Consider the following 26,066-nt stretch of genomic DNA (forward strand, 5'->3'; position numbering starts at 1 on the left):
TTTCTTTTGTTTTCATCTCACCACCCCCCACCGTCCCCTCCCCTATATCCCACCTCCCTCCCCCACACCACGCTCTTCCGATCTGCGTATCTCGGCGCCCATCCGCGCGTGGCGTGCGTCGGCATGTGGACGCAGGTCGTGTCGCGCGCCGGCGAGCCGCGCTTCATGCTGACGCCGCCCGCCGATCCGCGCACGCTGCGCCGCACGCGCTTCCTGCGCTCGCCGCTCGTGCACCCGTCGGTCATGCTGCGCATCGACGCCGTGCGGGAAGTGGGGAACTATCGTGCGAAATACCGTGCGGCCGAGGATCTCGATCTTTTTTTACGGTTAATGCAACGCTACGATTGCGCGAACCTGCCGGAACTCGGCCTCTATTACGAATTGAACGAGGGCGGGATCAGTGCGACCAAGCGCCGGCGCCAGCTGGTGTCGACGCTCACGCTGCTGCTGAGCCACTTCAACGTGCTGAACCCGTACGACTGGGCCGGCCTCGCCAAGAACCTGCTGCATTTCGTGACGCCGTACCGGACGTTGCAGCGGATCAAGCAGACGCTGTTCGCCGCCCGGCCGTCCGCGTGACGCCCTTTCATTCGGTGTATCCGGCATTTACGACGCTTTATTTATTCTTTTTTTCATGTCCGCCACCTCCCCGCTGCGCATCGCGCTCGTCTGCAACACGGCCTGGGCGATCCACACGTATCGCCACGGGCTGATCCGTGCGCTCGTCGCGCGCGGCGCCGAGGTCATCGTCATTGCGCCGCACGACCGCACGGTGCCGTTGCTCGAGCAGATGGGCTGCCGCTACGTGCCGCTCGCGGTTGCATCGAAGGGCACGAGCCCGCGCGAGGATCTCGGCACGCTCGCCGCGCTGGTGCGTCACTACCGCGCGCTGCAGCCCGGTCTCGTATTCCATTACACGATCAAGCCGAACATCTACGGTTCGGTCGCCGCGTGGCTCGCACGCGTGCCGTCGATCGCGGTGACGACCGGGCTCGGCTACGTCTTCATTCAGAAAAGCCGCGCGGCAAGCGTCGCGAAGCGCCTGTACCGGTTCGCGTTCCGCTTCCCGCGTGAAGTGTGGTTCCTGAATCGCGACGATCTCGCGACCTTCACCGACGAGCAGTTGCTCGCGCATCCCGATCGTGCACGGCTGCTGCACGGCGAAGGCGTCGATCTCGAACAGTTCGCGCCCGTGCCGCTGCCCGCCGGCGACGCGCCCGTCTTCATCCTGATCGGCCGCCTGCTGTGGGACAAGGGCGTGCGCGAATACGTGGAGGCCGCCCGCATCGTGCGCGCGCGCTTCCCGAACGCGCGCTTCCAGCTGCTCGGGCCGCTCGGCGTCGACAATCCGAGCGCGATCGGCCGCGCGGATGTCGATGCGTGGGTCGGCGAAGGCGTCGTCGAGTATCTCGGCGAGGCGCACGACGTGCGCCCCCATATCGCGGCGGCCGACTGCGTCGTGCTGCCGTCTTACCGCGAAGGTGTACCGCGCACGCTGATGGAAGCGTCGGCAATGGGCCGCCCGATCGTCGCGACCGACGTGCCGGGCTGCCGGGACGTCGTCGCAGACGGCGAAACGGGCTTTCTGTGCCGCGTGCGCGACAGCGCGAGCCTCGCGGAGCAACTGAATCGCATGATCGCGCTCGGACCGGAAGGCCGGGTGGCGATGGGCGCACGCGGCCGGCAAAAGGTCGTGGCGGAGTTCGACGAGCAACAGGTCGTCGAGCGCTACAGGGAGACCATCCATTCGTTGACCGGATTCACACTCTGAAGGAGCGCATCAGCAATGACCGCTAAAGGCACCATCCTCGTTACCGGCGGCGCGGGCTACATCGGCTCGCACACCGCCGTCGAGCTGCTCGACAACGGCTACGATGTCGTGATCGTCGACAACCTCGTCAACAGCAAGGCCGAATCCGTGCGCCGCATCGAGCGGATCACGGGCAAGTCGCCCGCGTTCCATCAGGTCGACGTGTGCGACGAAGCCGCGCTCGCCAAGGTGTTCGACGCGCACCCGATCACCGGCACGATTCATTTCGCGGCGCTCAAGGCCGTCGGCGAGTCGGTCGCGAAGCCGCTCGAGTACTACCAGAACAACCTCGGCGGCCTGCTCGCCGTGCTCAAGGTGATGCGCGAGCGCAACGTCAGGCAGTTCGTGTTCAGCTCGTCCGCGACCGTATACGGCGTGCCCGAGCGCTCGCCGATCGACGAATCGTTCCCGCTGTCCGCGACGAACCCGTACGGCCAGTCGAAGCTGATCGCCGAGCAGATCCTGCGCGACCTCGAGGTTTCCGAACCGTCGTGGCGGATCGCGACGCTGCGCTACTTCAACCCGGTCGGCGCGCACGCGAGCGGGCTGATTGGCGAGGACCCGGCCGGCATCCCGAACAACCTGATGCCGTATGTCGCGCAGGTCGCGGTCGGCAAGCTGGAAACGCTGCGCGTGTTCGGCTCCGACTACCCGACGCCGGACGGCACCGGCGTGCGCGACTACATCCACGTCGTCGATCTCGCGAAGGGGCACATCGCCGCGCTCGACGCGCTCGCGAAGCGCGACGCGAGCTTCGTCGTGAACCTCGGCACGGGCCAGGGCTACAGCGTGCTCGAGGTCGTGCGGGCATTTGAAAAAGCGTCGGGCCGCCCGGTGCCGTACGAGCTCGTCGCGCGCCGCCCGGGCGACATCGCCGAGTGCTATGCGAACCCGCAGGCCGCGGCCGACATCATCGGCTGGCGTGCCGCGCTCGGCATCGAAGAAATGTGTGCCGACCACTGGCGATGGCAGGAGGGGAACCCACGCGGTTTTGTATAATCCGCTGTCCATTTTTCGAGCGATCCCATGCTCAGCTTCGCGTCCGGCTTCATCGTCTCCCTGCTCGTCACGCTGTTCATCGTGCGCTACGCGCACCTTCACGAGAAATTCTCGATCGACAGCGACCTGGCCGGTGTGCAGAAATTCCACGTGCGGCCCGTGCCGCGGGTCGGGGGCATCGGGATCCTCGCGGGCGTCGTCGCGTCGGCGCTGCTGCTCACGCAACGCTACCCGACGATCGCCGGCAACATTCTCGGCATCGTGGCCTGCGGAATGCCGGCGTTCCTGTCCGGCCTCGTCGAGGACCTGACCAAGCGCGTGTCGCCGCGCGCACGGCTGCTCTGCACGATGGGCGCGGCCGCGCTCGCGTTCTGGCTGATGCACATCGCGGTCACGCGCATCAGCGTGCCGCCGCTCGACTTCCTGCTCGGCTATGTCGCCATTTCGGCGTTCGTCACCGTGCTCGCGGTCGCGGCGCTCGCGAATGCGGTCAACATCATCGACGGCTTCAACGGACTCGCGTCGATGGTCAGCTTCATGATGTTCGCGTCGCTCGCATACGTTGCGTTCCAGGTCGGCGACCCGGTCGTCATGTCCGCGTCGATCATCATGATGGGCGCGGTGCTCGGCTTCTTCCTGTGGAACTTCCCGGCCGGGCTGATCTTCCTCGGCGACGGCGGCGCGTATTTCATCGGCTTCATGCTCGCGGAGCTCGCGATCTTGCTCGTGATGCGCAACCGCGAGGTATCCGCGTGGTACCCGGTGCTGCTGTTCATGTACCCGATCTTCGAGACCTGCTTCTCGATCTACCGGAAGAAATTCATCCGCGGGATGTCGCCCGGCATTCCGGACGGCGTGCACCTGCACATGCTCGTGTACAAGCGGCTGATGCGCTGGGCCGTCGGCACGAAGCACGCGCACGACCTGACGCGCCGCAATTCGCTGACGTCGCCGTACCTGTGGCTGCTGTGCCTCGTCGCGGTGATACCCGCGACGCTGTTCTGGCGGCACACGGTGCACCTGTTCGTGTTCGTCGTGCTGTTCGCGCTGACGTACGTGTGGCTCTATCTGAGCATCGTGCGGTTCCGCGCGCCGCGATGGATGGTGGTGAGGAAGCATCGGCGCAGTCATTGAGCCGTTCGCGGCCGGCATGAAAAAAGCGCCCCGCAGGGCGCTTTTCTTTTGGGCCGGTCGGTAGCCGCACGGCCATCAGCCGTTCGACGCGACCCGTACGCTCTTCAGTGCCGGAATGACCGCCGTCTGATACTCGGGCACCCAGCGCCGCAGGTCGCGCCGTACTTCGTCGTCGGGCAGCACGCGATGCTGCATCAGCCACGGCAACAACTCGTCGAGGAAATTGTCCGGCACTTCCCTCGCCCGCGCGATGCGCAGCTTCGGATGCGGCGTACGGGTGGTCGCCTCATCGTCCGCGAGCAGCTCCTCGTAGAGCTTCTCGCCGGGCCGCAGCCCGGTGAACTCGATCCGGATCTGCTCTTCCGAGAAACCGTACAGGCGGATCAGGTCGCATGCGAGATCGACGATCTTCACCGGCTCGCCCATGTCGAGAATGAAGATCTCGCCGCCCTGCCCCATGCTCGACGCCTGCAACACGAGCTGCGACGCTTCCGGAATCGTCATGAAGAAACGCGTGATCTCCGGGTGCGTGACGGTAACCGGGCCGCCCTTCGCGATCTGCTCCTGGAACTTCGGGATCACGCTACCCGCGCTGCCGAGCACGTTGCCGAAGCGCACCGTCTCGAACTGCGTGCGCCCGCTCGTCTGCTGCAACGCCTGGCAGGCCATTTCGGCGAGGCGCTTGCTCGCACCCATCACGTTGGTCGGATTGACGGCCTTGTCGGTCGAGATCAGCACGAAGTGACGCACATCGTGGCGGATCGCCGCGCGGGCCACGCGATACGTGCCGAGCACGTTGTTGCGCAGCGCCTGCCACGCGTTGTGCTCCTCCATCAGCGGCACGTGCTTGTAGGCGGCCGCATGGAACACGATATGCGGCGCATGGCGCGACATCACCTGGTCGAGCAGCAGCGAATCCTTGGCATCGCCGATGATCGGCAGCACCGGCAGGTCAGGGAAGCGCTCGCTCAATTCCTCGATCAGCCGGTACATCGCATACTCGGACTGGTCGAACGCGACGAGTTGCGCCGGCGCGAAGCGCAGGATCTGCCGGCAGAGCTCCGAACCGATCGAGCCGCCCGCCCCCGTCACCATCACGACGCGGCCGCGCAGCAGCGCCTCGACGTGCGGCGTGTCGATCGTCACGGCGTCGCGGCCGAGCAAATCCTCGAGATCGATGTTCCGGATCTGCGACAGGAAGCCCTGCCCCGGCATCAGCGCGGTCAGCGACGGCAGCACCATCGCCTTCACGCCGGCCCGCACGCACAGCGACGCGACGCGACGCTGCGTCTCGACCGACGCCGACGGAATCGCGATGATCGCGTATTCGACCTTCATCGCGTCGGTCCAGTGCTTGAGATCGTTGAACGAGCCCAGTACCTTGTGGCCGTAGATCTCGCGGCCCTGTTTCGTGACGTCGTCGTCGAGCAGGCCGACCAGCCGCCATTCGCCGGAGCGGGACAATTCGCGTGCAAGACTCGCGCCGGCCGTGCCGGCGCCGAGCACCAGCACCGGCTTGCCCTTGCCGACGAGCCCGCCGTACAGGTAGTACTCCTTCGTCGCGCGATACAGCGCGCGCGCACCGCCCATCACCAGAAACAGCATCAGCGGCGACACGAGCAGCACCGAGCGCGGAATGATCGGCGCCGGCTGGAACATCACGGCCCCGATCATCACGATCACGCCGCCACTCGCCACCGCCCTCGAGATGCGCATCAGGTCGGGCAGGCTCGCGAACACCCACAGCCCGCGATACAGGCCAAACCCGTGAAACATCAGCGCGTAGACGGGCAGCACCCACGTCAGCGCCATCAGCGCGCCGTTCAGGAAATCATGCGGAACGCTGCCGTTGAATCGAACGAGATAAGCGAACAACCATGCGGCGACAACCGCCGTCAGATCGAACAGGAAAGCGCTCAGTGACAGCCACGATGCTTTGGATCGCAACATCGGCGGGAAACCTCAAGAGTTGTTTTCGGCGGCTGCCTGAAACCGGCGCCAACGCATGTCGATCAGCCATCCGAGCGAGGCCAGGACGCCATACCAGGCGAAGAACGACAGCCATTGCTGCAGTTCGGGGCGGCCCTTCGCCCACACGGCGAGAATGATGCCCGCGAGCATGATGAGGTACCAATAAAGCGCGGTTCGACCATGACCTACGCCCGATCGAACCATCCTCTGATAGTAATGCTCGCGGTGCGCCTGCCAGAACTTTTCTCCACGTAACAGACGTCTCAGCAGTGTTACGGACGCGTCGGCGATAAAGGGAGAGAACACCATCGCCGGAAACCAGATCGGCCAGATTTCACCGCGCCAGCCCCAGTAGCCCAGTGCGCCGGCCAGAAAGCCCAGCGGGATCGAGCCCGCATCACCGAGGAACAGCTTCGCAGGATGGAAGTTCAGCAGCAGGAACCCGCATGCCGCGCCGGCAATCGCGGCCCCGGCCGTCGACAATTCCGCTGACGGATGCGTCCCCGTCAGCGCAGCCACAGCATAAGCGCCAAAGCCGAACATCGCCATCCCGCCCGCGAGCCCATCCGCGCCGTCCATGAAGTTGTACAGGTTGGTCAGCCAAACCATTGTGAATCCAACGCCGACGAGCAGCCACCACGGGGCGTCCGCCGGATACACCGCGATCAGCGAGACGACTGCCGCCAGATGGGCGGTGAAGCGGACACGAGCGGGCAGCCCGCGCCGGTCGTCGATTTGAGACAAGGCGGCAAGGCCCGCGGCAGCAACCGCGATCAGCGTCATGTGCGGCGCGAGCCACAGCATCGCGACCACGCATACGGGTACGATGCCCCACCCACCGACACGTGGCGTCGGTAGCGTATGGAGCGAACGGTCGTTCGGGATATCGGTCGCGAGCCGCCATGCCAGGCCCGTGGCGAGCAGCACGCGCAGGATTGTCGTCGACACTGCGGCGGTGGCCACAGCCACCGTTGTCGTGGCGAACCACGTGGTAACCGTAAAGTGCATGTTGCTTATTTTCGGATATCGCGCGAACGATACCATGCAGCGGTCGCTTCAAGGCCTTGGCGCGTCGTATAGGGAGGATGCCACTCGAGGACACGCTTGATCCGGCCGGTGTCCAGTTGAAGGCTGCCGGTCAGGCGATCGATCGCCGCGCTTCGCCCCGTCAGCTTGCCTGCGACGCGCAGAGCGGCCGGCGGGACCGCCAACAGGCGCGCCGGCTTGCCGAGCGCGTCGCCGACCAGGCGCAGCAGGCCAGGTATCGTCGGCGAGTCGGCATCGGCGACGTGAAAGCAATTGCCGGCCGCGCGCGGGTCGACCGCACATCGCAGCAGCGCATCGGCGAGATTTTCCACGTAGACAACGCTTCGGCGGGCCTGAACGGAACCGAGCGGCAGCGGCACCCCGCGCGCCACCGCGTCCATCATCCGCAGGAAATTGGCCCGGACGTCCGGACCGTACACGAGCGGCGGACGAACGACGACAACCTCGAGCCCGGTCGATGCGCCAAATTGCGCGAGCTGCCGCTCGGCACGCAGCTTCGAACGACCGTAGGCATCCTGCGGATCGGGGGGCGTGTCTTCCGACAACGCTGCCCCTCCGTCCCCCTCGCCGATTGCCTTGATGCTGCTCGCGAACACCATGCGACGCGTGCCGTGCCTGCGCGCCGCTTCGGCGATACGCAGCGTGCCGGCAACGTTGGTCGCGTCGAACGCAGCGTCGGGATCAGGCGATTCGTCGTGCAACACATGCACGCGCGCCGCGAGATGGATCACGCAATCGACTGCGAGATCGGTCGGCCATGCGGCATCGAGACCATCGAAATCCGGCGCGTCGTGAACCCATTCGCGCGCGCCGTCGACGCATCCTCCCGGGCGCCGCACCAGCGCGGTGACCGTGTATCCGGCGGCCAGCGCACGACGGCAGACCGAGCGGCCGACGAATCCATTGGCGCCGGTGACGAGGAGATGACTCACCACCACCTCCAGCCAAAGCGGTTGTAGAACTTAGAGGCCGATGCGCAGAACATCCTGATGTGCGCGAAGCCCTTACGGGAAGCGCCGCCGCCGTGATGGACGACCCGCACGGCCGGCACGTAGGCGACACGAGCGGTTTCGTGCGTGCGCAGGCTCAGGTCGTAGTCTTCGAAGTAAAGGAAGTAACGTGGGTCGAACCCACCCAGTTTCTTCAGAATGTCGGTGCGAAACAGCATGAAGCAACCGCTGATGATAGGCGGATCCCAGACGATGTCGCGGTCGTTGATGACGTCGCGCATTTCGTAACGGGCAAGACGCCCGGCAAACCATCGGCGGATCCGCGCGGGCAAGAAACCGCGAACGAACAGATCGAGCAACGCCGGATAGCGGCGGCACAGATACTGGGCGCCGCCCCGCTCGTCGCCGATCCGCGGCGCCAGCAATCCCGCTTCCGGATGCGCGTTGAGGAAATCGCTCGCGGCGACCAACGCATCGGGTTCAAGGTCGATATCCGGGTTCAATATCAAATGGACGCGACTCGCCGTCCGTTCAATCGCAAGATTATGTCCGCGGCCATAACCAATGTTGCCGTGGCCCGTCAGCACGTGCCACGAGATCCCGTCGGACCCGAGCAAATCCGCAATCGCGCCAGGGTCCCCCAATTCGCCGTTGTCGACCAGAAACAGTTCGACCGTCACGCCGGGGCGAGCAACTCGTAAACGTTCGCAGGCCGCATCCAGGCTGCTCAGCGTCTTCGTCAGCATCGCGCGATCGGGGCGATAGACGACGATGGACACCGACAGGCTGCCGAGTGGTTCTGGTGATTCTGCGGTGACGTTCATTCGGGATCCAACAGCGCGTTTCCTTGGTGGTGCGCATTCTTGGTGGATTTACCGAAATGCGCAACAACAAATTTGCTCATCTTTGCGGAACCGGATAGGAAAATCTTCCTTTTGCACACAAGAATGCGTGCCCGTTCCACTCCAGGCAATTGCGTTCCGGCAAGCGTCGCGCGCCCATACCACTCGCGGGATTGAACACCAGGCAAAGCGACAATCGGTGTGCCGGGTAGCCAGCGCTTGCCAACCCGCCGCAGGTCGAATTGCAGGGTGAATTCACCCTGCCCCCTCCGACCGCTCTCGTGGATGCAGCCTCTCCGTTTCGATGACACGAAATGGCGGCCGGGCGAGCGGTTGCGCGGTATCTACCGGTATGTCGTCCGCCCCGGCGTCAGCGCTTGCCGACGAGCAGGTCCTGCGCGTCGCGGTAAAGCAGCAAATCCAGCGAATTGCATTCGACGAGCTCCCGATAAAGCAGTGGCCCCAGCTCACGCTCGGTATCCTGGAGGCGCTCCTCAAGCGTGGATGTGTGATCGGCGGACACGTTCAGCATCCGGTAATTCACGTCGATTTCGCCGAAGTACGGCCGCAGATAGTCCTGAAGACGTTGCAGCGAAGCATCGAATGCCTCGACGAGGCCAAAGAATGGCAGCGACTTCACGCGCGCAAGCGCGCCCAGATAGTCGTTGGGGGTGGCGCGCGACTCGACGATTTCCCTGAGCCCGGCACCCAGTATCAGGACCTGGAAATTCCGGCATACCGCATTGGCTTCGCGACTGACCACCCATTCCGCGAATGCCGACAGACTGGAATTGCGAGCCGACTTGGAGGTCGCCGTCGGCAACGCCATTTCCTGCTGCCTTTCGAAACGGTAGACCGAGCCAAAACGATCGATCGGGTGACGCAGAAACACGATCGGCAAAAAGGTGATGTCCGGGTGCTCGGGTAACGGCAAGCGTGCCTGATGACTTGAGATGACGCGCAACTGGGGGTTGGCGAGTGCGTAATCGAGCAGTTCCGCCGGGCTTACCTCGGACCACGGAAATTCACCCTCGATGGTTCCGCGCTCGTGTTCGGGAAAATTATGGGCGAGAACGTCATCGATCGTCGTCCCGGCATTCTTGTACAGATGGTAATGCACGATTACGAAGCGCACTTTCTTCCACTCCTTCCACTGGACGCCCAGGCAGCAATGCTGCCCCTCCACCGGCCACGAGTGAAGGGGCGACACGGCAATCACGCCTTCTTGTCAGCGGTATTCTTCAACCGATACTGGTGAGGCGTCCACTTGCCCCACTTCGCTTCATAGATTGCGCGATTCTTCTCGAACAGCGCGCGCTTCCTTTCTGCCCCAAGTTTGTCAAAGGAAGCCGAGAGGTGATGATGGACGAACGCGTCTTCGGCGCACGCAACGATCAACCCGGCCGCCTGAACCCGCCGGCAATAATCGTCATCCTCGAAGAAACCGAGCCCGTAGTCCTCACTGATCGGCCCGCAGCGCTCATACGTGCTACGCGGCAGCATCGCACAGAAAAATGCGGCGGTCCTGATCTCGAACCACGTCCCGAGATTGCGCTCGGTGATCTGTTCGGCCTCGACGTGCAAGTCATCCAGCGTCGTGTACTGCGTCTCGACGCGAGCCTCGTTGCCGATGTTATTGGTCAAGGGACCCACGAGGCCCATCTCAGGCACGTCACGCAAATGGTTGACCATGCGCCATGCCCAGCCACGGGTCACAACGGTGTCGTTGTTCAGGATGACCAGATAGTCACCGCTCGCTGCCTCGAGCCCCTGGTTATTGCCCCCGGCGAAGCCGCGATTGTCACTGTTCAGGATCAGCTTGACGTTCGAGCGGGATGCGGCCCACGACGACAGGAACTCGGGCGAACCATCGCTTGACGCATTGTCGACGATCACAATTTCGAGATCGACGTCGTCGCTGTGTTTCTCGAGGCTGTCGAGACAATCCTTCGTCAATCCGAGATTGTTGTAGGTCAGCACGATCGCGCTGACTCGCGGGCGCGGCAGCGCCTGGATGGCTTCCCGGAAATCGTGCACGCGGTGGGCCCAGGTCTGGCTGGCGGCAAAGCTCTTGCGACGGGCGATCGTGTCGGCGCTGTCGGGCAGCGCCGCCAGCGTCCGACGCACGTTCTCGATAAAGCCGTCGTGCGTGTCAGCCACGTCGACCAGATCCTGAAACTGGGCCATTTCGGGCAGGTCGACCGAAACCACCGGACGGCCTGACGCCAGATACTCGTAGACCTTGACCGGGTTGGTCGCGAGCGTCAGCGGGATGACCTTGAACGGCATGATGCAGACATCGAACGCATACAGGTAATACGGCAATCGTGCGTACGGAACCTCGCCCGTCATCTCGACATTCGAGAACTCCCGCAGTCGAGCGCCGACATTTGCGGTATCGGAGCCGACAAGAAGCACCAGCGCGTCCGGGAACGCCTGAGCGACGCGCGCGACCAGATCGGCATCGAACCATTCGGCGATCGCGCCGTAATAGCCAATGATCTTGCGACCGCGTGGATCCGTGTAGCGCTCTTCGGGAGCGTCGCAGAAATGCGAGTACTGACCGGCATTTCGAACCACCGCGACGTTGCGATTGTATTTGTGGGCGTGTTCCTCGAGCCATCCCGACGTGGCGACCAGCAAGTCGGCACGCTTCATGGTGTGCTCTTCAAGGTCGAGCAATTCCTGCGGAACATTGCCGAACCCTTCGTGATGATCCATGCAGTCGTATGCCAGGCACTGAGACTGCTGGTGCTTGGCAAGCTCGAACCAGTACGCATGCTGCACGAGCGTCACGCAGCGATCCGTACCGCTCCAGTCACGGAAGTCCGTCATCCCGTCCAGCATCTGGGCGATGGCCTGGTCTGTCGGCGCAGCGAAATAAATGGCCGGTGCGCCCTCTACCTTGAGCTTGACCTGATAGAGCGGCAGGCTTTCATCCAGTCGCTCGACGGTGAAGCCAAGCTCTTTCGAATCTTCGAAATGGTTCGTGAAGTAATAGACGCGATGCCCCGCTCGCGCGAATTCGCGTGCGAGATGTTGGGGCCGTTGAATCCGGAAATGCCAATCGATGATGCCGAACACGAAAACGTCCGGCAACAGCCGCTTTTCCCGCGGCCCACGCAGCACCAGCGGCTTGCTTGCGGAAACCACCGGTGCAGACGCCAACGCCGCCCGCTTCATATGCCTGGGGATATAGGCGAGCGAGCGAGCAGCCACGTTGGACAAGCCGCCGTGCGAGTACGCGTATTTGACATCCTGCTGGCGACGCCGCAGCCAGCCGGGAACACGGCGAACTGCTCGCAGCGGCGCCGTCAGGCGCCAGCTCCGCGATCCGACCATCGTACTGACTTCATCCATGAGCGTCCGTTCGCGGTACTCAAGGAAATGGACGCGCTCCGCATTCCGGCGCGACTCGGCTTCCACGTCTGCGACGCGGGACTTCTGGCCTTCCAGATCGGATCGCGCCTGTGCCAGTTCCTGCTTCAGGAAAGCCACGCTTTCCGACGCCGCGTCCGCAGCCGCCATCAGCTCCCGCGACTTCGCGGCTTCGTTCGACGCCCCGGCATCGCCACGGGCGAAATCTCCAGGTACGGCAGATTGCGCCGCAGGTTGCGAGTCGCGCGAATCAAGAGAATCGAGGCGCTCGGAATTTTGCTGCACCGTGCCTTCGATGTCGGCGAGATGCGCCTTTTGACTTTCCAGATCGGATCGCGTCTGCGCCAACTCCTGCTTCAGGGCAGTCGCCTCTTCGGCTGCCGCCGCTTCCGCGATCGCCTGCTGATCCTGAATTTTGACGACGTTGCTTGAAGCGTCGGCCTCTGCGTGTGCGACATCCACCAGCATGATGGATTGCGCGGCAAGTTGCGGGGGGCGCGCGTAAATCAGGAGTACCTGATATCCGCGCCAATAGGTCGGCTCCATCGTCGCGGTGTTGACAACGGCATGATGCGCAAGAACCCAGTCGCCAGTGGGGGCGAGCGGGATATTGACGGTATCGAACGTCACATCATGCTCGGGATGCCGCTCGAACTCACGATACGGGAGCAGCAACACGATGAACCTGGATGCATAGTTCGCAATCTTGTCGAACACGCTCCACGGATCCTCGAAATGTTCGAGCGTGTTCGACGAAAACACCACGTCGAACTTCGGCCGGTCCGGCAGTTCAAGGAAGTTCTCGTGCGAGTACTTGACGTTCGCGTATTGCTGCCGGGCCCGGTCGATTGCCGGCCCCGAGAAATCGACGCCCGTCACGTCCCACGACAACATCTGCGCGAGGGCCGCAGTGCCGTCACCCTGAGCGCAGCCCCAGTCGCAGACGCTCAACTTGTTGCGGCGCACCTCGTGCACGAGCCATTGCGGCATCGCTTCGATCGCCACTCGTGCGAAGAAGCGGCTTTGCTCCCGCCCGCCTGCGCCTTCCCAATCGGTCTCGAATCGATGATCCCAATAGGGATTGCTGTTGATCTTCTCTTGATCGTTCATGCAATAGTTCTCGTTGCTGATCGCTCACTGCCGTTCACGGATTCGACACTTTGCTCGACATCCGGCAGGAACACGCCATACAGTTTGTCCTCGGCGAGCGATTTGAAATAATGTGCGCCTTCGATGTACTCGTAGTACTGCGGCATGGCACCAGCCCGATCCTCCAGCGCGACGGTAAGCAGATAGTCACCGCCGTTGAGTCGGTTCTTCATCTTGAATCGAACGACTGCCGTCTCGCCGGCCTGCCGGAAGTCGATTTTCGCGTGGTCCCAGGTCGTCGATACGATCAGGTCCGTTCCACGCAGATCCTTCAGCGAACAAGCGACGCTCAGCGTTGTCCGGTCGGCATTCGCCGGGGGACAAACCTTGATCCTCACTTCGATTTCCTCGAACGCCGCAATCGTCGAGATTCGCTCGCCCGCAGCGTTGTAGATGCCCGCCTCCAGAATCGAGCCAACGTGACTGCCCCAGTGGTTGATCGGGCGATGCGTCGCCATGAGTTCGACGGCATCGTCGACACCGTGCGACGCAGCATCCGCCTGCTCGCCATCGTCGGCCGCGTCGGTCTGCGCCGCGGCGGACTGCTTGTCCTCAGCGCTCGGCTCGTCCGCAAACAAGTACTGGCTGTACTGTGCCGTGACGGAAAAGGCGTCGCCCATCATGCGCACCCGCCCCTTGTCGAGCCACAGCGCGCGCTCGCAAAGCGAGCGTACGGCGCCGACGTCATGGGACACGAACAGGATCGTCACGCCCTTTGCCTGCATCTGCTTGATGCGGTTCAGGCACTTCGCCTGAAAGCGCGAATCGCCCACCGCAAGCGCTTCGTCGACGATCAGGATCTGCGGATCGACGTGAATCGCCACGGCGAAGGCCAGGCGCACGTACATGCCGCTCGAGTAAGTCTTGACCGGCTGATCGATGAAATTTCCGATCTCGGCGAATGCCTCGATCTGCTCGAAACGCGAGTCAATCTCCTCGCGCGAGAGTCCCATCACCGCGCCGTTCATGTAGACGTTCTCGCGCCCCGTGAAGTCGACGTTGAAGCCGGCGCCCAATTCGAGCAGCGCCGCAACCCGCCCATTCACCTCCACGCGACCCGTCGTCCCGCGCAACGTGCCGCACAGAATCTGCAGAAGCGTCGACTTGCCGGAGCCGTTGCGGCCGACGATCGCACAGGTCTCCCCGCGCCGGATCGTCAGATCGACACCGGACAGCGCCCAGAATTCACTGAACCCCTGTGTCCGCTTGGGTGCGATCACATGCTTCAAGCGCTCCAAAGGCGTGTGATAAACGGCGAAGCGCTTGGACAAACCTTCGATGCGGATCGCCACATCGTCGGCCGATGCGCTCACTGCGCCTTCGATGTTCGATTTAGAGGACATCCGCAAACCCATCCCGTGCTCGTTGGAACCACGCCAGCGACAGCCAGGCGAAAATCACGCTGGCCACCGTATAGACCGCCAGCATGCCGAAATCCGGCAGCACTCCGTCGATCATGACGCTGCGCGCCTGTTGAATGACGAAGGTCAGTGGATTGACGCGCAGCAATGCCTGAAACGGTTTCGGCAACGACTCGATTGCATAGAACACCGGCGACAAAAACATCACGACCGAAGTCAGTACGCCAACGACCTGGCCGATATCGCGGATGTACACCCCAAGGGAACTCAGGATCCAGCTCACCCCCATCACCATGAAGACCAGCGGCACCAGAATCAACGGCACGAACACGAGCGTCCAGTGGATCACGCCGTAGACGAACGCCGAAAAGATGATCCACACGAGAAAGCTGATGCTCATGTGAAACAGCGCGGTGCCGACGATCATCCAGGGCAGCAATTCCAGCGGAAACGCCACTTTCTTGACGTAATTCACGTGACTGGCGATCAGCATCGGAGCGCGGTTGAAGCACTCGGCGAAGAAGTTGAAGATGATCAGGCCTGAAAACAGCACCACGGAAAACTCGAGGCTGTTGGAGGTGCCGGCCCAGCGCGAGCGCAGGAACACGCCAAACACCACCGTATAGACCGACAGCATCAGCAATGGATTGAGGAACGCCCAGATCGTGCCGAACATCGAGCCACGATAGCGCCCCGCAATATCGCGCCGCACAAGCTGCCGCAACAACTGGCGGTGAGTGAAAACATCGAGCAGCACCCTGCTCAGCGCCGCCCGGTGCTTGAATTCCGCGCCGTCCCTGATAAGGCTGGTTTGGCTCATTAAATTTCCGTAACTAAAAAATGTTTCTAAGACCGAGGCGGCATGGAGGCAACGGCATGTGCGTGCCCGGGACGACCCGCGGACGAGTCGTCAGTCACGCGTGAACGCGCCACGATGGGTTCGAAGCGCTTTGTCCACGCGACCGCCGCCCGAAACGACGCGATCGCCTCGCTATCGGGCGCAGCGCTTGCTTGCACGTCCGCCCACAGATTGCACCAATCGGTTTCTCGCGTGACATGCGCCACGCCATCGCTCTCGCCTCGCAGCCGCATTTCGCCAAATGCGGTCGACCAGACCGGTACGCCCATGCTCCGATACTCGTAGAACTTGATCGGATCGACCCCCTCGGTCAGGTCGTTGACCTTGAAAGGAATCAGGCCCACTGCAAATTCGCGAACCAGACCGGCAATCTCGACCTGCGGCCGCTCACCGAGAAATTCGATGTTGGACGGCAAGTCTGCCGGGCGTTCGACGAACTCGGGCCCGACCAATCTGACGGTGACGTCGGGCAACGCAATCGCAAGCGAGCGCACCAGCGGCCAGTCGAACCATTCGGCAATCGAGCCGACATAGCCAATGTATCGGCGCATCTCGACGGGTGATGGCGCGGGAAGATGGTCGGTCGAGTAGCCGTTGAGCACGACACGCGCGTCGCCGCGGATCTCGCCGATATCCGCGGCGAGCTGCGAGGAAGAGCAATAGACGTCCGTCGCCCGGCGGCAGACGGCACGCAGCCGCGCCATCATCGACAGTCTGGACAAGCCACGATAGAACGCGGGAAAGTTGTCCAGAACGTCGACGAACGAAGCATCATGCCGCACATGGTCCAGCGCCCATTCAGCCAGCTTGCTGGGCCGACCGATGGCCAACACGCAGTACCGGGCATCTCGTGCGTACTCCGACAGCTGGGCACGGATCGGCCGCCACGCGACCAGCCCGTTGATCAAACCGCTCAGCGGCAGGGGTTCGATGGGTAGCGCCGCCGGCCGCAAGACCTGGACCCGTGCATGCCGCGGGCCCGTTGCCGCTCCTGCGTTGCCGCGACTCGCGAACCGCCTCAAATCGCCGAGGGACGGGAAACGCGTGGGATACGGATCGATCCAGAGGACAGAGTCGAACCCGCTGTCCGCGAACGCCTCCACCATGAAGTGGGGGCGCTGCGCGTAGCTGGCATAGGGCACCGACGAAAAATAGATCAGACGGCAACCGCGCGACTGGTCGCCGCTGCCATCCATCCCTGTGTCTTCAATCATGCTCACTGATCGTTCGATACAAACCCCGAAAACGCTTCCACCGTCGATTCGACGCCACACAATGTGTTTTCGAGCAACGCGACAATCCGGCGCGCCGCCAGGCCGTCACCATACGGTGACGCACCGCGCGCCATTTCGGCGTATGCAGCCGGATCCGTCAGCAGGCGCTGCGCCTTGGTGACGATGGAGGACTTCTCGGTGCCGACGAGCGCGGCCACACCGAACGAGACAGCCTCGGGACGCTCCGTCTCTTCCCGCAGCACCAGAACGGGTTTGCCGAGCGCAGGAGCCTCCTCCTGAACGCCGCCCGAGTCACTCAGGACGATATGAGCGGCTTCCATCGCGGCAACGAACGACAGGTAATCCAGCGGCGCGCAAAGCTCGACTCTCGGGTGTCCGCCAAGCATCTCGCGCACGACGCCCGAAACGTTCGGATTGGGATGCACGGGGAACAACACGTCGAGCGTCGCGTCATGCTCCAGCAGTTCCAGAATCGCGCCGCAAATACGTTTGAGCGGCTCGCCGAAATTCTCGCGCCGATGAGTCGTGACCAACATCATCCTGCGTCCCGCCGCCACTTGCCTCGGCACCTTCGCCGCATTTTCGCGGGCTTCGAACAACGCATCGATCACGGTATTGCCGGTCATGTACACCGTGTCGGCCGGCACGTGTTCGTTCAACAGGTTCTGCGCCGCCGACTGCGTCGGCGCGAAATGCCAGCGTGCAAGACGCCCCGTGACCACGCGGTTCATTTCCTCGGGGAACGGATTGCGCATGTCGTTGGTGCGCAGGCCTGCCTCGACGTGCCCCACCGGAACGTTGTGATAGAAAGACACCAGTGACGCCGCCAGTACGCTGGTCGTATCGCCCTGAACCAGCATTGCGCGCGGCGCGATTTCCCGGACCACCTCGTCGAGCGACGTGATCAGACGGGACGTGAGGCTGGCGAGCGACTGGTTCGGGCGCATCAGGTCCAGATCGTAATCCGACTTGATATCGAAGATCTCAAGAACCTGGTCGAGCATTTCCCGATGCTGAGCCGTCGCAATGACAACGGGTTCAAGATGCGAAGACTGGCGAAGAGCATGCACCAGCGGCGCCATCTTGATCGCTTCGGGCCGCGTACCGACCACGACTGCAACTCTGTTTGCGTTCATCGAAAAATAAGATAAGTAATTGGGGTCACGGTGGCTCTTCGGCCAGCGGCGAGCGATATTCTATCGCACCCACCTAACGTAAGTCCCTGTATAAAAAGATAATCCTCTGGCAAGGCGGCCCGCTCTCCGCGCTCGAACTCAACGGAGTGCGGCGCCGCCGTCGCTATTCGGCAAGACAAAGGCGCAACGCCTCATCCCAAGCCGGAAGGTGCAGTCCGAATACTTCGTTCACCTTGCGCGTCGACAAGCGCGAGTTGCCGGGGCGTGCCGCGGGAACCGGATATTCGCTCGCGGGAATCGGCACGACTGCGGGCCCAGCCCCGCTCCTCGCGATGCCGAATATCGCCTGAGCGAAACCGCACCACGATGTTTCTCCGGTAGAGGCGAGGTGGTAGGTGCCTGAGCGGCTGCGCCACCAATCCTCGTCGCGAGCGGCCAGCCCCTGCGCAACGATATGCGCCGTGCCGGCGGCGATGGTATTGGACCAGGTCGGCGCACCAATCTGGTCGGCAACAATGCGCAACTCCGGCCGCTCCTCGGCCAGCTTCAGCATGGTCAGCAGGAAATTCTTCCCGCGACGGCCGTAAACCCAGCTTGTCCGAAGAATGAGGTGCGCACAACCCGTCGCCGCGATCGCCTGCTCCCCTTCAAGCTTGGTCAGCCCGTATACGTTCTGCGGATTGGTCGAATCCGTCTCGGCATACGCGCCGCTTTTCGTACCATCGAACACGTAGTCGGTCGAATAGTGAATCAGCGTGGCGCCGCTGCGCGCCGCCTCTTCCGCGAACACACGCGGCACGTCGGCATTCAAGCGACGCGCGGCGTCGATGTCCGTCTCAGCCTTGTCCACCGCGGTATAAGCGGCCGGATTCACGATGATGGCCGGCTTCAGTTCGCGCACGACGCTGCGCACGCGCTCGAGATCGGCAAGGTCGAGCATCGAGCGGTCACAGGCCACCACGCGCCCCAGCCCCTGCAGCGAACGAAGCAGTTCGTAGCCGACCTGGCCGTTCACACCCGTTACGAGAATCAGCGGGGCAGCGCTCACATCCACCTCACGCATAGACATCGGCTTCGCTCAACCGCTTCCCCGCCGCATCTTTCGCAGCCAGGATCGGCTCGAAATCGATCGGCCATTCGATACCGATCTCGGGATCATTCCAGACGATGCTGCGCTCGTGCTCCGGAAACCAGTAGTCGGTCGTCTTGTAAAGGAACTGCGCGGCATCCGACAGCACGACAAAGCCGTGCGCAAAGCCCGGCGGCACCCACAGCTGCCGATGATTGTCGTTCGACAGCACTACGCCGACCCACTTGCCGAAATTCGGCGAATGCTTGCGGATGTCGACCGCAACGTCGAACACTTCCCCTTCGACCACGCGGACGAGTTTGCCCTGCGCATGCTCAACCTGGTAGTGCAGCCCGCGCAGCACGCCCTTTGACGACCGCGAGTGATTGTCCTGTACGAACTCGACACCGGGCTCGACGTGCTCGGCGAACTCCTTGCCGTTGAAGCTCTCGTAGAAAAACCCCCGCGAATCGCCGAATACCTTCGGCTCGATGATCTTGACTTCGGGCAGTGCCGTCGCCGTTACTTGGATGGCCATGCGACTTGATCCGTAAGAATGTTCTTGAGGTACTTTCCGTACGCGTTCTTCGCAAGTGGCTGCGCGAGCTTCAACACCTGCTCCGCGTCGATCCAGTTGCGGCGATAGGCGATTTCCTCCGGACATGCGACCACGAGACCTTGCCGCTTCTGCAGCGTTGCGATGAAGCTGGCCGCCTCGATCAGTGAATCGTGCGTACCGGTATCGAGCCAGGCATAACCGCGCCCCATGATCTCGACATCGAGCGTGCCGCTGGCGAGATAGCGCGAGTTGACGTCGGTGATTTCCAGCTCGCCGCGGGGCGACGGCTTGATGTCGGCCGCGATGTCGCACACGCGGTTGTCGTAGAAGTACAGGCCGGTCACCGCATAGTTCGAACGGGGCTTCGCCGGCTTCTCCTCGATCGACAGCGCACGGAACGACTTGTCGAACTCGACGACGCCATAACGCTCCGGGTCGTGCACGTGATACGCAAACACGGTCGCGCCGGTTTCCTGCGCATGTGCGCGCTCGAGCTGCTTCGCCAGATCGTGGCCGTAGAAGATGTTGTCGCCAAGGATCAGCGCCGACGGATCGTTGCCGACGAACGCCTTGCCGATGATGAACGCCTGCGCAAGACCGTCGGGCGACGGCTGCACCGCGTACTGGATGTTCATCCCCCACTGGCTGCCGTCGCCGAGCATCGATTCGAAGCGCGGCGTGTCCTGTGGCGTAGAGATGATCAACACGTCGCGAATACCCGCGATCATCAGTGTCGACAGCGGATAGTAGATCATCGGCTTGTCGTACACCGGCAGGAGTTGCTTCGACACGACGTGCGTGATCGGATACAGCCGCGTGCCGGACCCGCCGGCGAGAATGATGCCTTTACGTGCCATCCCTTCTCTCCTCAAGCGCGTTTCGCGTAATTCGTCTCGACCCACTTGCGGTATTCGCCCGATGCGACTTCGTCAGCCCAGACCTGATTGTCGAGATACCAGTCGACCGTCTTCGCCAGACCGGTCTCGAACGTTTCCGCAGGCTTCCAGCCGAGCTCGCGCTCGAGCTTGCGCGCATCGATCGCATAGCGGCGATCGTGGCCGGGCCGATCCGTCACATAGGTGATCTGATCGCGGTACGAACCCGCCGCCTTGGGGCGAGCCTTGTCGAGCAGGTCGCACAGCGTGTGCACGACTTCGAGGTTCTTCTTCTCGTTCCAGCCGCCGACGTTGTAGGTCTCGCCAGGCACGCCACGCGCGAGCACTTCGCGAATCGCGCTGCAATGGTCCCCAACGTACAGCCAGTCGCGCACGTTCTGGCCATCGCCATACACCGGTAGCGGCTTGCCGGCGAGTGCGTTCGCGATCATCAGCGGAATCAGCTTCTCGGGGAACTGGTACGGACCGTAGTTGTTCGAACAGTTCGTCGTCAGCGTCGGCAGTCCATACGTATGATGGTATGCGCGCACCAGGTGGTCCGAGCCCGCCTTCGTTGCGGAATACGGACTGTTCGGCGCGTACGGCGTCGTTTCGGAGAATTGCGGATCGGTTGCGGACAGCGAGCCGAACACTTCGTCGGTCGACACGTGCAGGAAGCGGAACGCCGCCTTGTCGGCATCGTTCAAGCCATTCCAGTACGTACGCGTTGCCTCGAGCAGCGTGAACGTGCCGACGACGTTGGTCTGCACGAAATCTGCCGGCCCGTGGATCGAGCGGTCGACGTGGCTTTCGGCGGCAAAGTGCAGGACGGCGCGCGGCTTGTGCTCGGCGAACAACGCATCGAGCGCGGCGCGATCGCAGATGTCGACGCGCGCAAACACATGATTCGGATTCCCTTCCAGCGACTGCAACGTGCGAAGGTTACCGGCGTAGGTCAGCTTGTCGACGTTGAGCACCGTTTCATCGGATTGATGCAGCCAGTCGAGTACAAAATTGGCACCAATAAAACCCGCGCCGCCCGTAACCAGGATCATGAGGCTCCCTCTAGAAATTCACGACAAGCATCACTCCGGATCTTGCCGCGTCGGATATTGCAAGTGGCGACATCATCCGAGCCGCCTCAAGCCCGGCATTTTAACCGGTCGTCATGCCTGCCAAAGTCATCTGATGTTAATTTTCACGGCGCAAGCGACAATTATAGGAAGCCATTCGACGCAAAAGCGATGCCGCTAACAACTTGAAACAGCGGTGCGGCCCCGGATCGACCACGAAAACACTTGCCTGATCAACCGCCTCCAACAGGATGGCAATTTCGCAAACGGCACATTTTGTCGAAATTTTTCCTACCGAACCGCCCAGATTTGCATTCACCCGACCTCATGACCTCCCCTCCCATCGCGATCGGTGACATCCAAGGCTGTCATTCGGCTTTCCTCTCGTTGACGGAGCGGCTCGCCGCGCCGCCCGATACCCCGCTCTGGATTGCCGGCGATGTCGTCAATCGCGGCCCGGCTTCCCTCGCGACACTCCGAGCACTCGTCGATCTCGGCCCGCGCGCGACCGTGGTGCTCGGCAACCACGACCTGCATCTGCTCGCGGTGTCGGCCGGCATTCGCACCGAGCGCCCAGGCGACACGATCGGCGAAATTGTTGACGCGCCTGATGCCGACGCGCTGCTCGACTGGGTCCGCCATCGTCCGTTCGTGCATGCGGAGAACGGGATGTTGCTCGTGCATGCGGGCGTGCTGCCGCAGTGGGATGCCACGCTCGTGCTGGAACTCGCCGACGAACTGCAACGGGCGCTGCGCGCACCCGACTGGCGCGAAACGCTGCAGCACCTGTACGGCAACGAGCCGAATCAATGGAGCCCGGATCTGAAGAAACGCGACCGGATGCGCGTCGCGTTCAACGCATTCACGCGCGTGCGCTTCTGCACGCCAGACGGTGCGATGGAATTCAAGGCGAACGGCGGCCCCGACAGCGCGCCGCCCGGCTACCTGCCGTGGTTCGACGTACCGGGACGCCGCACGGAGGACGTGACGGTCGTGTTCGGACACTGGGCCGCGCTCGGCCTGATGGTGCGCGAGAACGTCGTCGCGCTCGATTCGGGGTGTGTGTGGGGTAACCAGCTGTCGGCCGTGCGGCTGACGGCCGATCCGGCGCAGCGCACAGTCACGCAGGTGCCGTGCGAAGCGTGCCGCGCGCCGGGCGGAGAGTGATCAAAGGCTGATTCGCGGAGCCGGGAAGCGCGTCAACCCTCGCGCCCCGGCACGGGCGCGTCGGCCGCCTCATGGCCTGCCGCGCCGGCGCCGAGCTCGGTCGCCGGATAGGCATGTCTGGCCAGTTCCTCGAGCGACTCGGCCGTCGGCTTGCCGACGTTTGCCTGCAGCTTCACGAGCGCAGCCGCGATCGCATCGCGCGCCGCCGCGGACGTCGCCCGCCGGTCGCCACCCGGCGCGATCGGTTCGCACACGTAAAGGTGCGCGACGAGCGGACCGCCGCGCAACACCATGTCGAGCGACTTGCCGAGCGCCAGCTCGCCCGTGTAGGCCGGCGCGACCGACTGCCGCCGCTGCGCATCCTCGTACATCAGGCAGATCGGCTGCACCGCGCAGCCGGCCGATACCGCGGCCTGGAACAGGTTCGCATGGAACGGCAGCAGTTCCTGCCCGTCGGTCGTCGTCCCTTCCGGAAACACGCACATCAGCCCACCGTTGCGCAGGCGCTCGGCCATCTCGTGCATGACCCGCATCGCCTCGGTGCGCTTCTCGCGCTGCAGGAACACGGTGTCGAGCTTTTCGGCAAGCCAGCCGACGACCGGCCATTGCCGCACCTCGGCCTTCGACACGAACGGCGTCGGCCGCCACGCGTTGACCGTGTAGATGTCGAGCCAGGACACGTGATTGCCGACCACGAGCGCGCTCGCGTCGAGCCGCGCGCCGTCGTTATGGACGACGAGGCGCATCCCGCAGATCCGCAGCAGCTTGAGCGACCAGCGGCGCGTCATCTCGGCGCGCCGCGCGGGCGTGACGTGCGAAAAACGCAGCGCGACGATCGCCATGCCGCGCAACAGGTGAAAAACGAGACGCAGTTTCCGAATGGCGGTCATGGCGAGGGTCCGGCGTGGTTCAGTGGCGCTCGAACGCGATCTGCCCGGCGACGAGCGTCGTGCGCACGCTGGCGGGCAGTTCGTAGCCGAGGAACGGCGAGTTGTGGCCCTGGCTCTTCAGCGCGCGCGGCTCGACGCGCCAGTGCGCGCGCGGGTCGAACACGCACAGGTCGGCTGCGCTGCCCTCGGCCAGGCGGCCGGCCGGCAGTTGCAGCACGTCGGCCGGTGCGGACGTGATGCGGCGCAGCGCTTGCGCGAGCGGGGTGCGCGTCTCGTCCGCCCACTTCAGCGTCAGCGACAGCAGCAGTTCGAGCCCCGTCGCGCCCGGCGTCGCTTCGTCGAACGGCAGCAGCTTCTCGTCGTCGTCGACCGGCGTATGGTCGGAGCAGATCGCGTCGATCGTGCCGTCGGCAAGCGCCACGCGAATCGCTTCGCGATCGCGCTCGCTGCGCAGCGGCGGATCGAGCCGGAACTGCGAATCGAAGTAGCCGATGTCGACGTCGATCAGATGCAGATGGTTCACGCCGACGTCGCAGGTCACGGGCAGCCCTTCGGCCTTCGCCGCGCGCACGAGCGCGAGGCCGGCCGCCGACGACAGCCGCGCGAGGTGCACGCGTGCGCCCGTCACGCGCATCAGTTCGAAGATCGTGTGCAGCGCGATCGTCTCGGCCGCGACCGGCACGCCGGACAGCCCGAGCCGCGACGCCAGCGCGCCGCTCGCGGCGACGCCGCCGCGGCCGATGAATGCGTCTTGCGGGCGCAGCCACGTGGTGTAGCCGTAGGTGCTCGCGTACTGCAGCGCACGCAGCAACACCTGCGTGTCGCGCACCGGCACATTGGCCTGCGTGAAGCCGACGCAGCCGGACTCGGTCAGCGCGACCATCTCGGTGATCACTTCACCCTTGAGGCCGACCGTCAGCGCGCCGAGCGGATGCACGTTTGCCTGGTGCAGGTTGTGCGCGCGGAACTTGAGCATCTCGACGAGGCCCGGCTCGTCGAGCACGGGGTCGGTATCCGGCGGGCACACGAGGGTCGTGACGCCGCCCGCGACGGCCGCGGCCATCTCGGACGCGAGCGTCGCCTTGTGCTCGTAGCCGGGCTCGCGCAGCCGCGCGCACAGGTCGACGAGGCCGGGCGCGACGATCAGGCCCGATGCGTCGATCGTCCTGTCCGCGGTGAAACCGGCCGGCGCCGTGCCGAGCGCGGCGATCTTGCCGTCCGCGACGAAAACGTCGGCCTGCCGCTCGGTGCCGGCGACCGGGTCGACCAGCGTGCCGCCTTTGATATGAATCTTCATGCGCTGTCTGTGAATGCGTTGATTGCGTGAATAAGGATGCGCGAATGCGGGCTCAGTCGCTGTTGCCGGCGACGATGCCCATCACCGCCATCCGCACGGCGATGCCGAACGTGACCTGGTTGAGGATCACCGACTGCGGGCCATCGGCGACCTGCGAATCGATCTCGACGCCGCGGTTCATCGGGCCCGGGTGCATCACGATCGCGTCGGGCGCGGCGAGCGCGAGGCGCTCGGGCGTCAGGCCCCAGGTCTTGAAGTATTCCTGCGCGGAAGGCAGCAGCGCGCCGCTCATCCGCTCGTTCTGCAGACGCAGCATGATGATCACGTCGACGCCCTTCAGCCCTTCGTCGAGGTTGTGGAACACCTTCACGCCCATCTGCTCGAGACCGCCCGGCAGCAGCGTGCGCGGGCCGATCGCGCGCACTTCCGGCACGCCGAGCGTGGTCAGCGCGTGGATGTCGGAGCGCGCGACGCGCGAATGCAGGATGTCGCCGACGATCGCCACGCGCAGCTTCGTGAAGTCGCGCTTGTAGTGACGGATCGTGTACATGTCGAGCAGGCCCTGCGTCGGGTGCGCATGGCGGCCGTCGCCGGCGTTGATCACGTGCACGTGCGGTGCGCAGTGCTCGGCGATCAGGTATGGCGCGCCGCTCGATGCGTGACGCACGACGAACAGGTCGGCATGCATCGCCGACAGGTTGTTGATCGTGTCGAGCAGCGATTCGCCCTTGCTCGTCGACGACGCATTGATGTTCAGGTTCAGCACGTCGGCCGACAGGCGCGTCGCGGCAATCTCGAAGGTCGTGCGCGTGCGCGTCGAGTTCTCGAAGAACAGGTTGAACACGGACTTGCCGCGCAGCAGCGGCACCTTCTTCACTTCGCGGTCCGTCACGCTGACGAACTGCTCGGCCGTATCGAGGATGTGGTTGACGATCGAGCGCGGCAGGCCCTCGATCGACAGCAGGTGCTTCAGCTCGCCGTTTTTCGTGAGCTGCGGGTTGCCCTTCAGGAAGCCGTAGCGGAACCGGTCGGGGCTCGCGGCCGCGGCGGGATTGCCGGTGCGGCCAGTGGTGTCGGTGGTCATGGTGTGCGTGATTCCAACTATGCAAACGGGCCGCGGTGCAAACCAGCGGCCCGGGATACGGTTCGCGTGTCGTTCAGGCGCCGTGCGCCTCGACGCGCAGCGTGAACTGCGCATCGTCGCGCGCGAGCACGAGCGTCGCGCCGGCCGGCACGTCGAGCGCGCCGCCCGCGAAGCGCGCGGC

General features: G+C 63.8%; 21 protein-coding genes and 2 pseudogenes. 5 read left to right on the top strand and 18 right to left on the bottom strand.

Features of this window, described 5'->3' with window-relative positions; genetic code table 11:
- The 4 genes and pseudogenes from G3O06_RS35750 to G3O06_RS35765 form a co-directional block, all read left to right on the top strand.
- A pseudogene (locus G3O06_RS35750) lies at positions 1-579 on the top strand (glycosyl transferase); the annotation flags it as partial.
- A gap of 55 nt (positions 580-634) precedes the next feature.
- Positions 635-1,771, top strand: coding sequence for a glycosyltransferase family 4 protein (locus tag G3O06_RS35755; protein ID WP_174912985.1), 1,137 nt, complete (start codon positions 635-637; stop codon positions 1,769-1,771).
- Positions 1,772-1,786: 15 nt separating this feature from the next.
- Positions 1,787-2,809, top strand: a complete 1,023-nt coding sequence (gene galE / locus G3O06_RS35760) for a UDP-glucose 4-epimerase GalE (RefSeq protein ID WP_205819009.1) — start codon at positions 1,787-1,789, stop codon at positions 2,807-2,809.
- A gap of 27 nt (positions 2,810-2,836) precedes the next feature.
- Entirely contained in the window at positions 2,837-3,943 is a 1,107-nt protein-coding gene (locus G3O06_RS35765; RefSeq protein ID WP_205819010.1) for a glycosyltransferase, read from the top strand.
- Positions 3,944-4,018: 75 nt separating this feature from the next.
- On the opposite strand, the gene G3O06_RS35770 is transcribed toward G3O06_RS35765, so the two are convergent.
- The 14 genes from G3O06_RS35770 to rfbB all read right to left on the bottom strand — a co-directional run bounded on the left by G3O06_RS35770 (position 4,019) and on the right by rfbB (position 21,429).
- Positions 4,019-5,893: a nucleoside-diphosphate sugar epimerase/dehydratase gene (locus G3O06_RS35770; RefSeq protein WP_205819011.1), complete on the bottom strand. Its 1,875-nt coding sequence runs from the start codon at positions 5,891-5,893 to the stop codon at positions 4,019-4,021.
- Positions 5,894-5,905: 12 nt separating this feature from the next.
- Positions 5,906-6,922 (bottom strand): glycosyltransferase family 4 protein, encoded by a 1,017-nt coding sequence (locus G3O06_RS35775; RefSeq protein ID WP_241020413.1) that lies wholly within the window; start codon positions 6,920-6,922, stop codon positions 5,906-5,908.
- Between the two features lie 5 nt (positions 6,923-6,927).
- Positions 6,928-7,893, bottom strand: coding sequence for an SDR family oxidoreductase (locus tag G3O06_RS35780; RefSeq protein WP_205819013.1), 966 nt, complete (start codon positions 7,891-7,893; stop codon positions 6,928-6,930).
- Positions 7,890-8,735, bottom strand: coding sequence for a glycosyltransferase family 2 protein (locus tag G3O06_RS35785; RefSeq protein ID WP_174913003.1), 846 nt, complete (start codon positions 8,733-8,735; stop codon positions 7,890-7,892). The genes G3O06_RS35780 and G3O06_RS35785 overlap by 4 nt, the downstream gene beginning before the upstream one ends.
- 388 nt (positions 8,736-9,123) lie before the next feature.
- On the bottom strand, positions 9,124-9,972 hold the full coding sequence (locus tag G3O06_RS50075; protein ID WP_205819014.1) for a sulfotransferase family 2 domain-containing protein: 849 nt from the start codon (positions 9,970-9,972) through the stop codon (positions 9,124-9,126).
- Complete coding sequence (locus tag G3O06_RS35795; protein WP_205819015.1) at positions 9,969-13,241, bottom strand: glycosyltransferase; 3,273 nt, start codon at positions 13,239-13,241, stop codon at positions 9,969-9,971. Before G3O06_RS35795 ends, G3O06_RS50075 begins: the two co-directional genes overlap by 4 nt.
- Complete coding sequence (locus G3O06_RS35800) at positions 13,238-14,635, bottom strand: ABC transporter ATP-binding protein (protein WP_241020414.1); 1,398 nt, start codon at positions 14,633-14,635, stop codon at positions 13,238-13,240. Before G3O06_RS35800 ends, G3O06_RS35795 begins: the two co-directional genes overlap by 4 nt.
- Positions 14,613-15,461 carry an ABC transporter permease gene (locus G3O06_RS35805; protein WP_174913012.1) on the bottom strand — a complete coding sequence of 283 codons (849 nt, stop codon included), beginning with the start codon at positions 15,459-15,461 and terminating at the stop codon, positions 14,613-14,615. The genes G3O06_RS35800 and G3O06_RS35805 overlap by 23 nt, the downstream gene beginning before the upstream one ends.
- A 26-nt stretch (positions 15,462-15,487) precedes the next feature.
- Positions 15,488-16,714, bottom strand: a complete 1,227-nt coding sequence (locus G3O06_RS35810; RefSeq protein ID WP_241020415.1) for a glycosyltransferase — start codon at positions 16,712-16,714, stop codon at positions 15,488-15,490.
- Between the two features lie 2 nt (positions 16,715-16,716).
- A complete protein-coding gene (wecB, locus tag G3O06_RS35815; RefSeq protein WP_174913015.1) occupies positions 16,717-17,871 on the bottom strand; it encodes a UDP-N-acetylglucosamine 2-epimerase (non-hydrolyzing) in 1,155 nt (384 codons plus the stop codon).
- Positions 17,872-18,034: 163 nt separating this feature from the next.
- Positions 18,035-18,934: a dTDP-4-dehydrorhamnose reductase gene (rfbD, locus tag G3O06_RS35820; protein ID WP_205819019.1), complete on the bottom strand. Its 900-nt coding sequence runs from the start codon at positions 18,932-18,934 to the stop codon at positions 18,035-18,037.
- Complete coding sequence (rfbC, locus tag G3O06_RS35825) at positions 18,927-19,478, bottom strand: dTDP-4-dehydrorhamnose 3,5-epimerase (protein ID WP_174913019.1); 552 nt, start codon at positions 19,476-19,478, stop codon at positions 18,927-18,929. The genes rfbD and rfbC overlap by 8 nt, the downstream gene beginning before the upstream one ends.
- Positions 19,463-20,356, bottom strand: a complete 894-nt coding sequence (rfbA, locus tag G3O06_RS35830) for a glucose-1-phosphate thymidylyltransferase RfbA (protein WP_174913022.1) — start codon at positions 20,354-20,356, stop codon at positions 19,463-19,465. Before rfbA ends, rfbC begins: the two co-directional genes overlap by 16 nt.
- A gap of 11 nt (positions 20,357-20,367) precedes the next feature.
- Complete coding sequence (gene rfbB / locus G3O06_RS35835) at positions 20,368-21,429, bottom strand: dTDP-glucose 4,6-dehydratase (RefSeq protein WP_205819016.1); 1,062 nt, start codon at positions 21,427-21,429, stop codon at positions 20,368-20,370.
- Positions 21,430-21,774: 345 nt separating this feature from the next.
- Here rfbB and G3O06_RS35840 point away from each other — a divergent pair, with 345 nt between their 5' ends.
- Complete coding sequence (locus tag G3O06_RS35840; protein WP_205819017.1) at positions 21,775-22,614, top strand: symmetrical bis(5'-nucleosyl)-tetraphosphatase; 840 nt, start codon at positions 21,775-21,777, stop codon at positions 22,612-22,614.
- Between the two features lie 32 nt (positions 22,615-22,646).
- On the opposite strand, the gene G3O06_RS35845 is transcribed toward G3O06_RS35840, so the two are convergent.
- From G3O06_RS35845 to G3O06_RS35860, 4 genes and pseudogenes are all read right to left on the bottom strand, one after another.
- On the bottom strand, positions 22,647-23,504 hold the full coding sequence (locus tag G3O06_RS35845) for a lysophospholipid acyltransferase family protein (RefSeq protein ID WP_174913030.1): 858 nt from the start codon (positions 23,502-23,504) through the stop codon (positions 22,647-22,649).
- 19 nt (positions 23,505-23,523) lie between these two features.
- Positions 23,524-24,801 (bottom strand): dihydroorotase, encoded by a 1,278-nt coding sequence (locus tag G3O06_RS35850; protein ID WP_174913033.1) that lies wholly within the window; start codon positions 24,799-24,801, stop codon positions 23,524-23,526.
- Between the two features lie 52 nt (positions 24,802-24,853).
- Complete coding sequence (locus G3O06_RS35855; RefSeq protein ID WP_006476735.1) at positions 24,854-25,885, bottom strand: aspartate carbamoyltransferase catalytic subunit; 1,032 nt, start codon at positions 25,883-25,885, stop codon at positions 24,854-24,856.
- Between the two features lie 73 nt (positions 25,886-25,958).
- Positions 25,959-26,066, bottom strand: a pseudogene (locus G3O06_RS35860) (bifunctional pyr operon transcriptional regulator/uracil phosphoribosyltransferase); the annotation flags it as partial.

The organism is Burkholderia sp. Ac-20345 (assembly GCF_017104825.1).
GTDB lineage: Bacteria > Pseudomonadota > Gammaproteobacteria > Burkholderiales > Burkholderiaceae > Burkholderia > Burkholderia lata_B.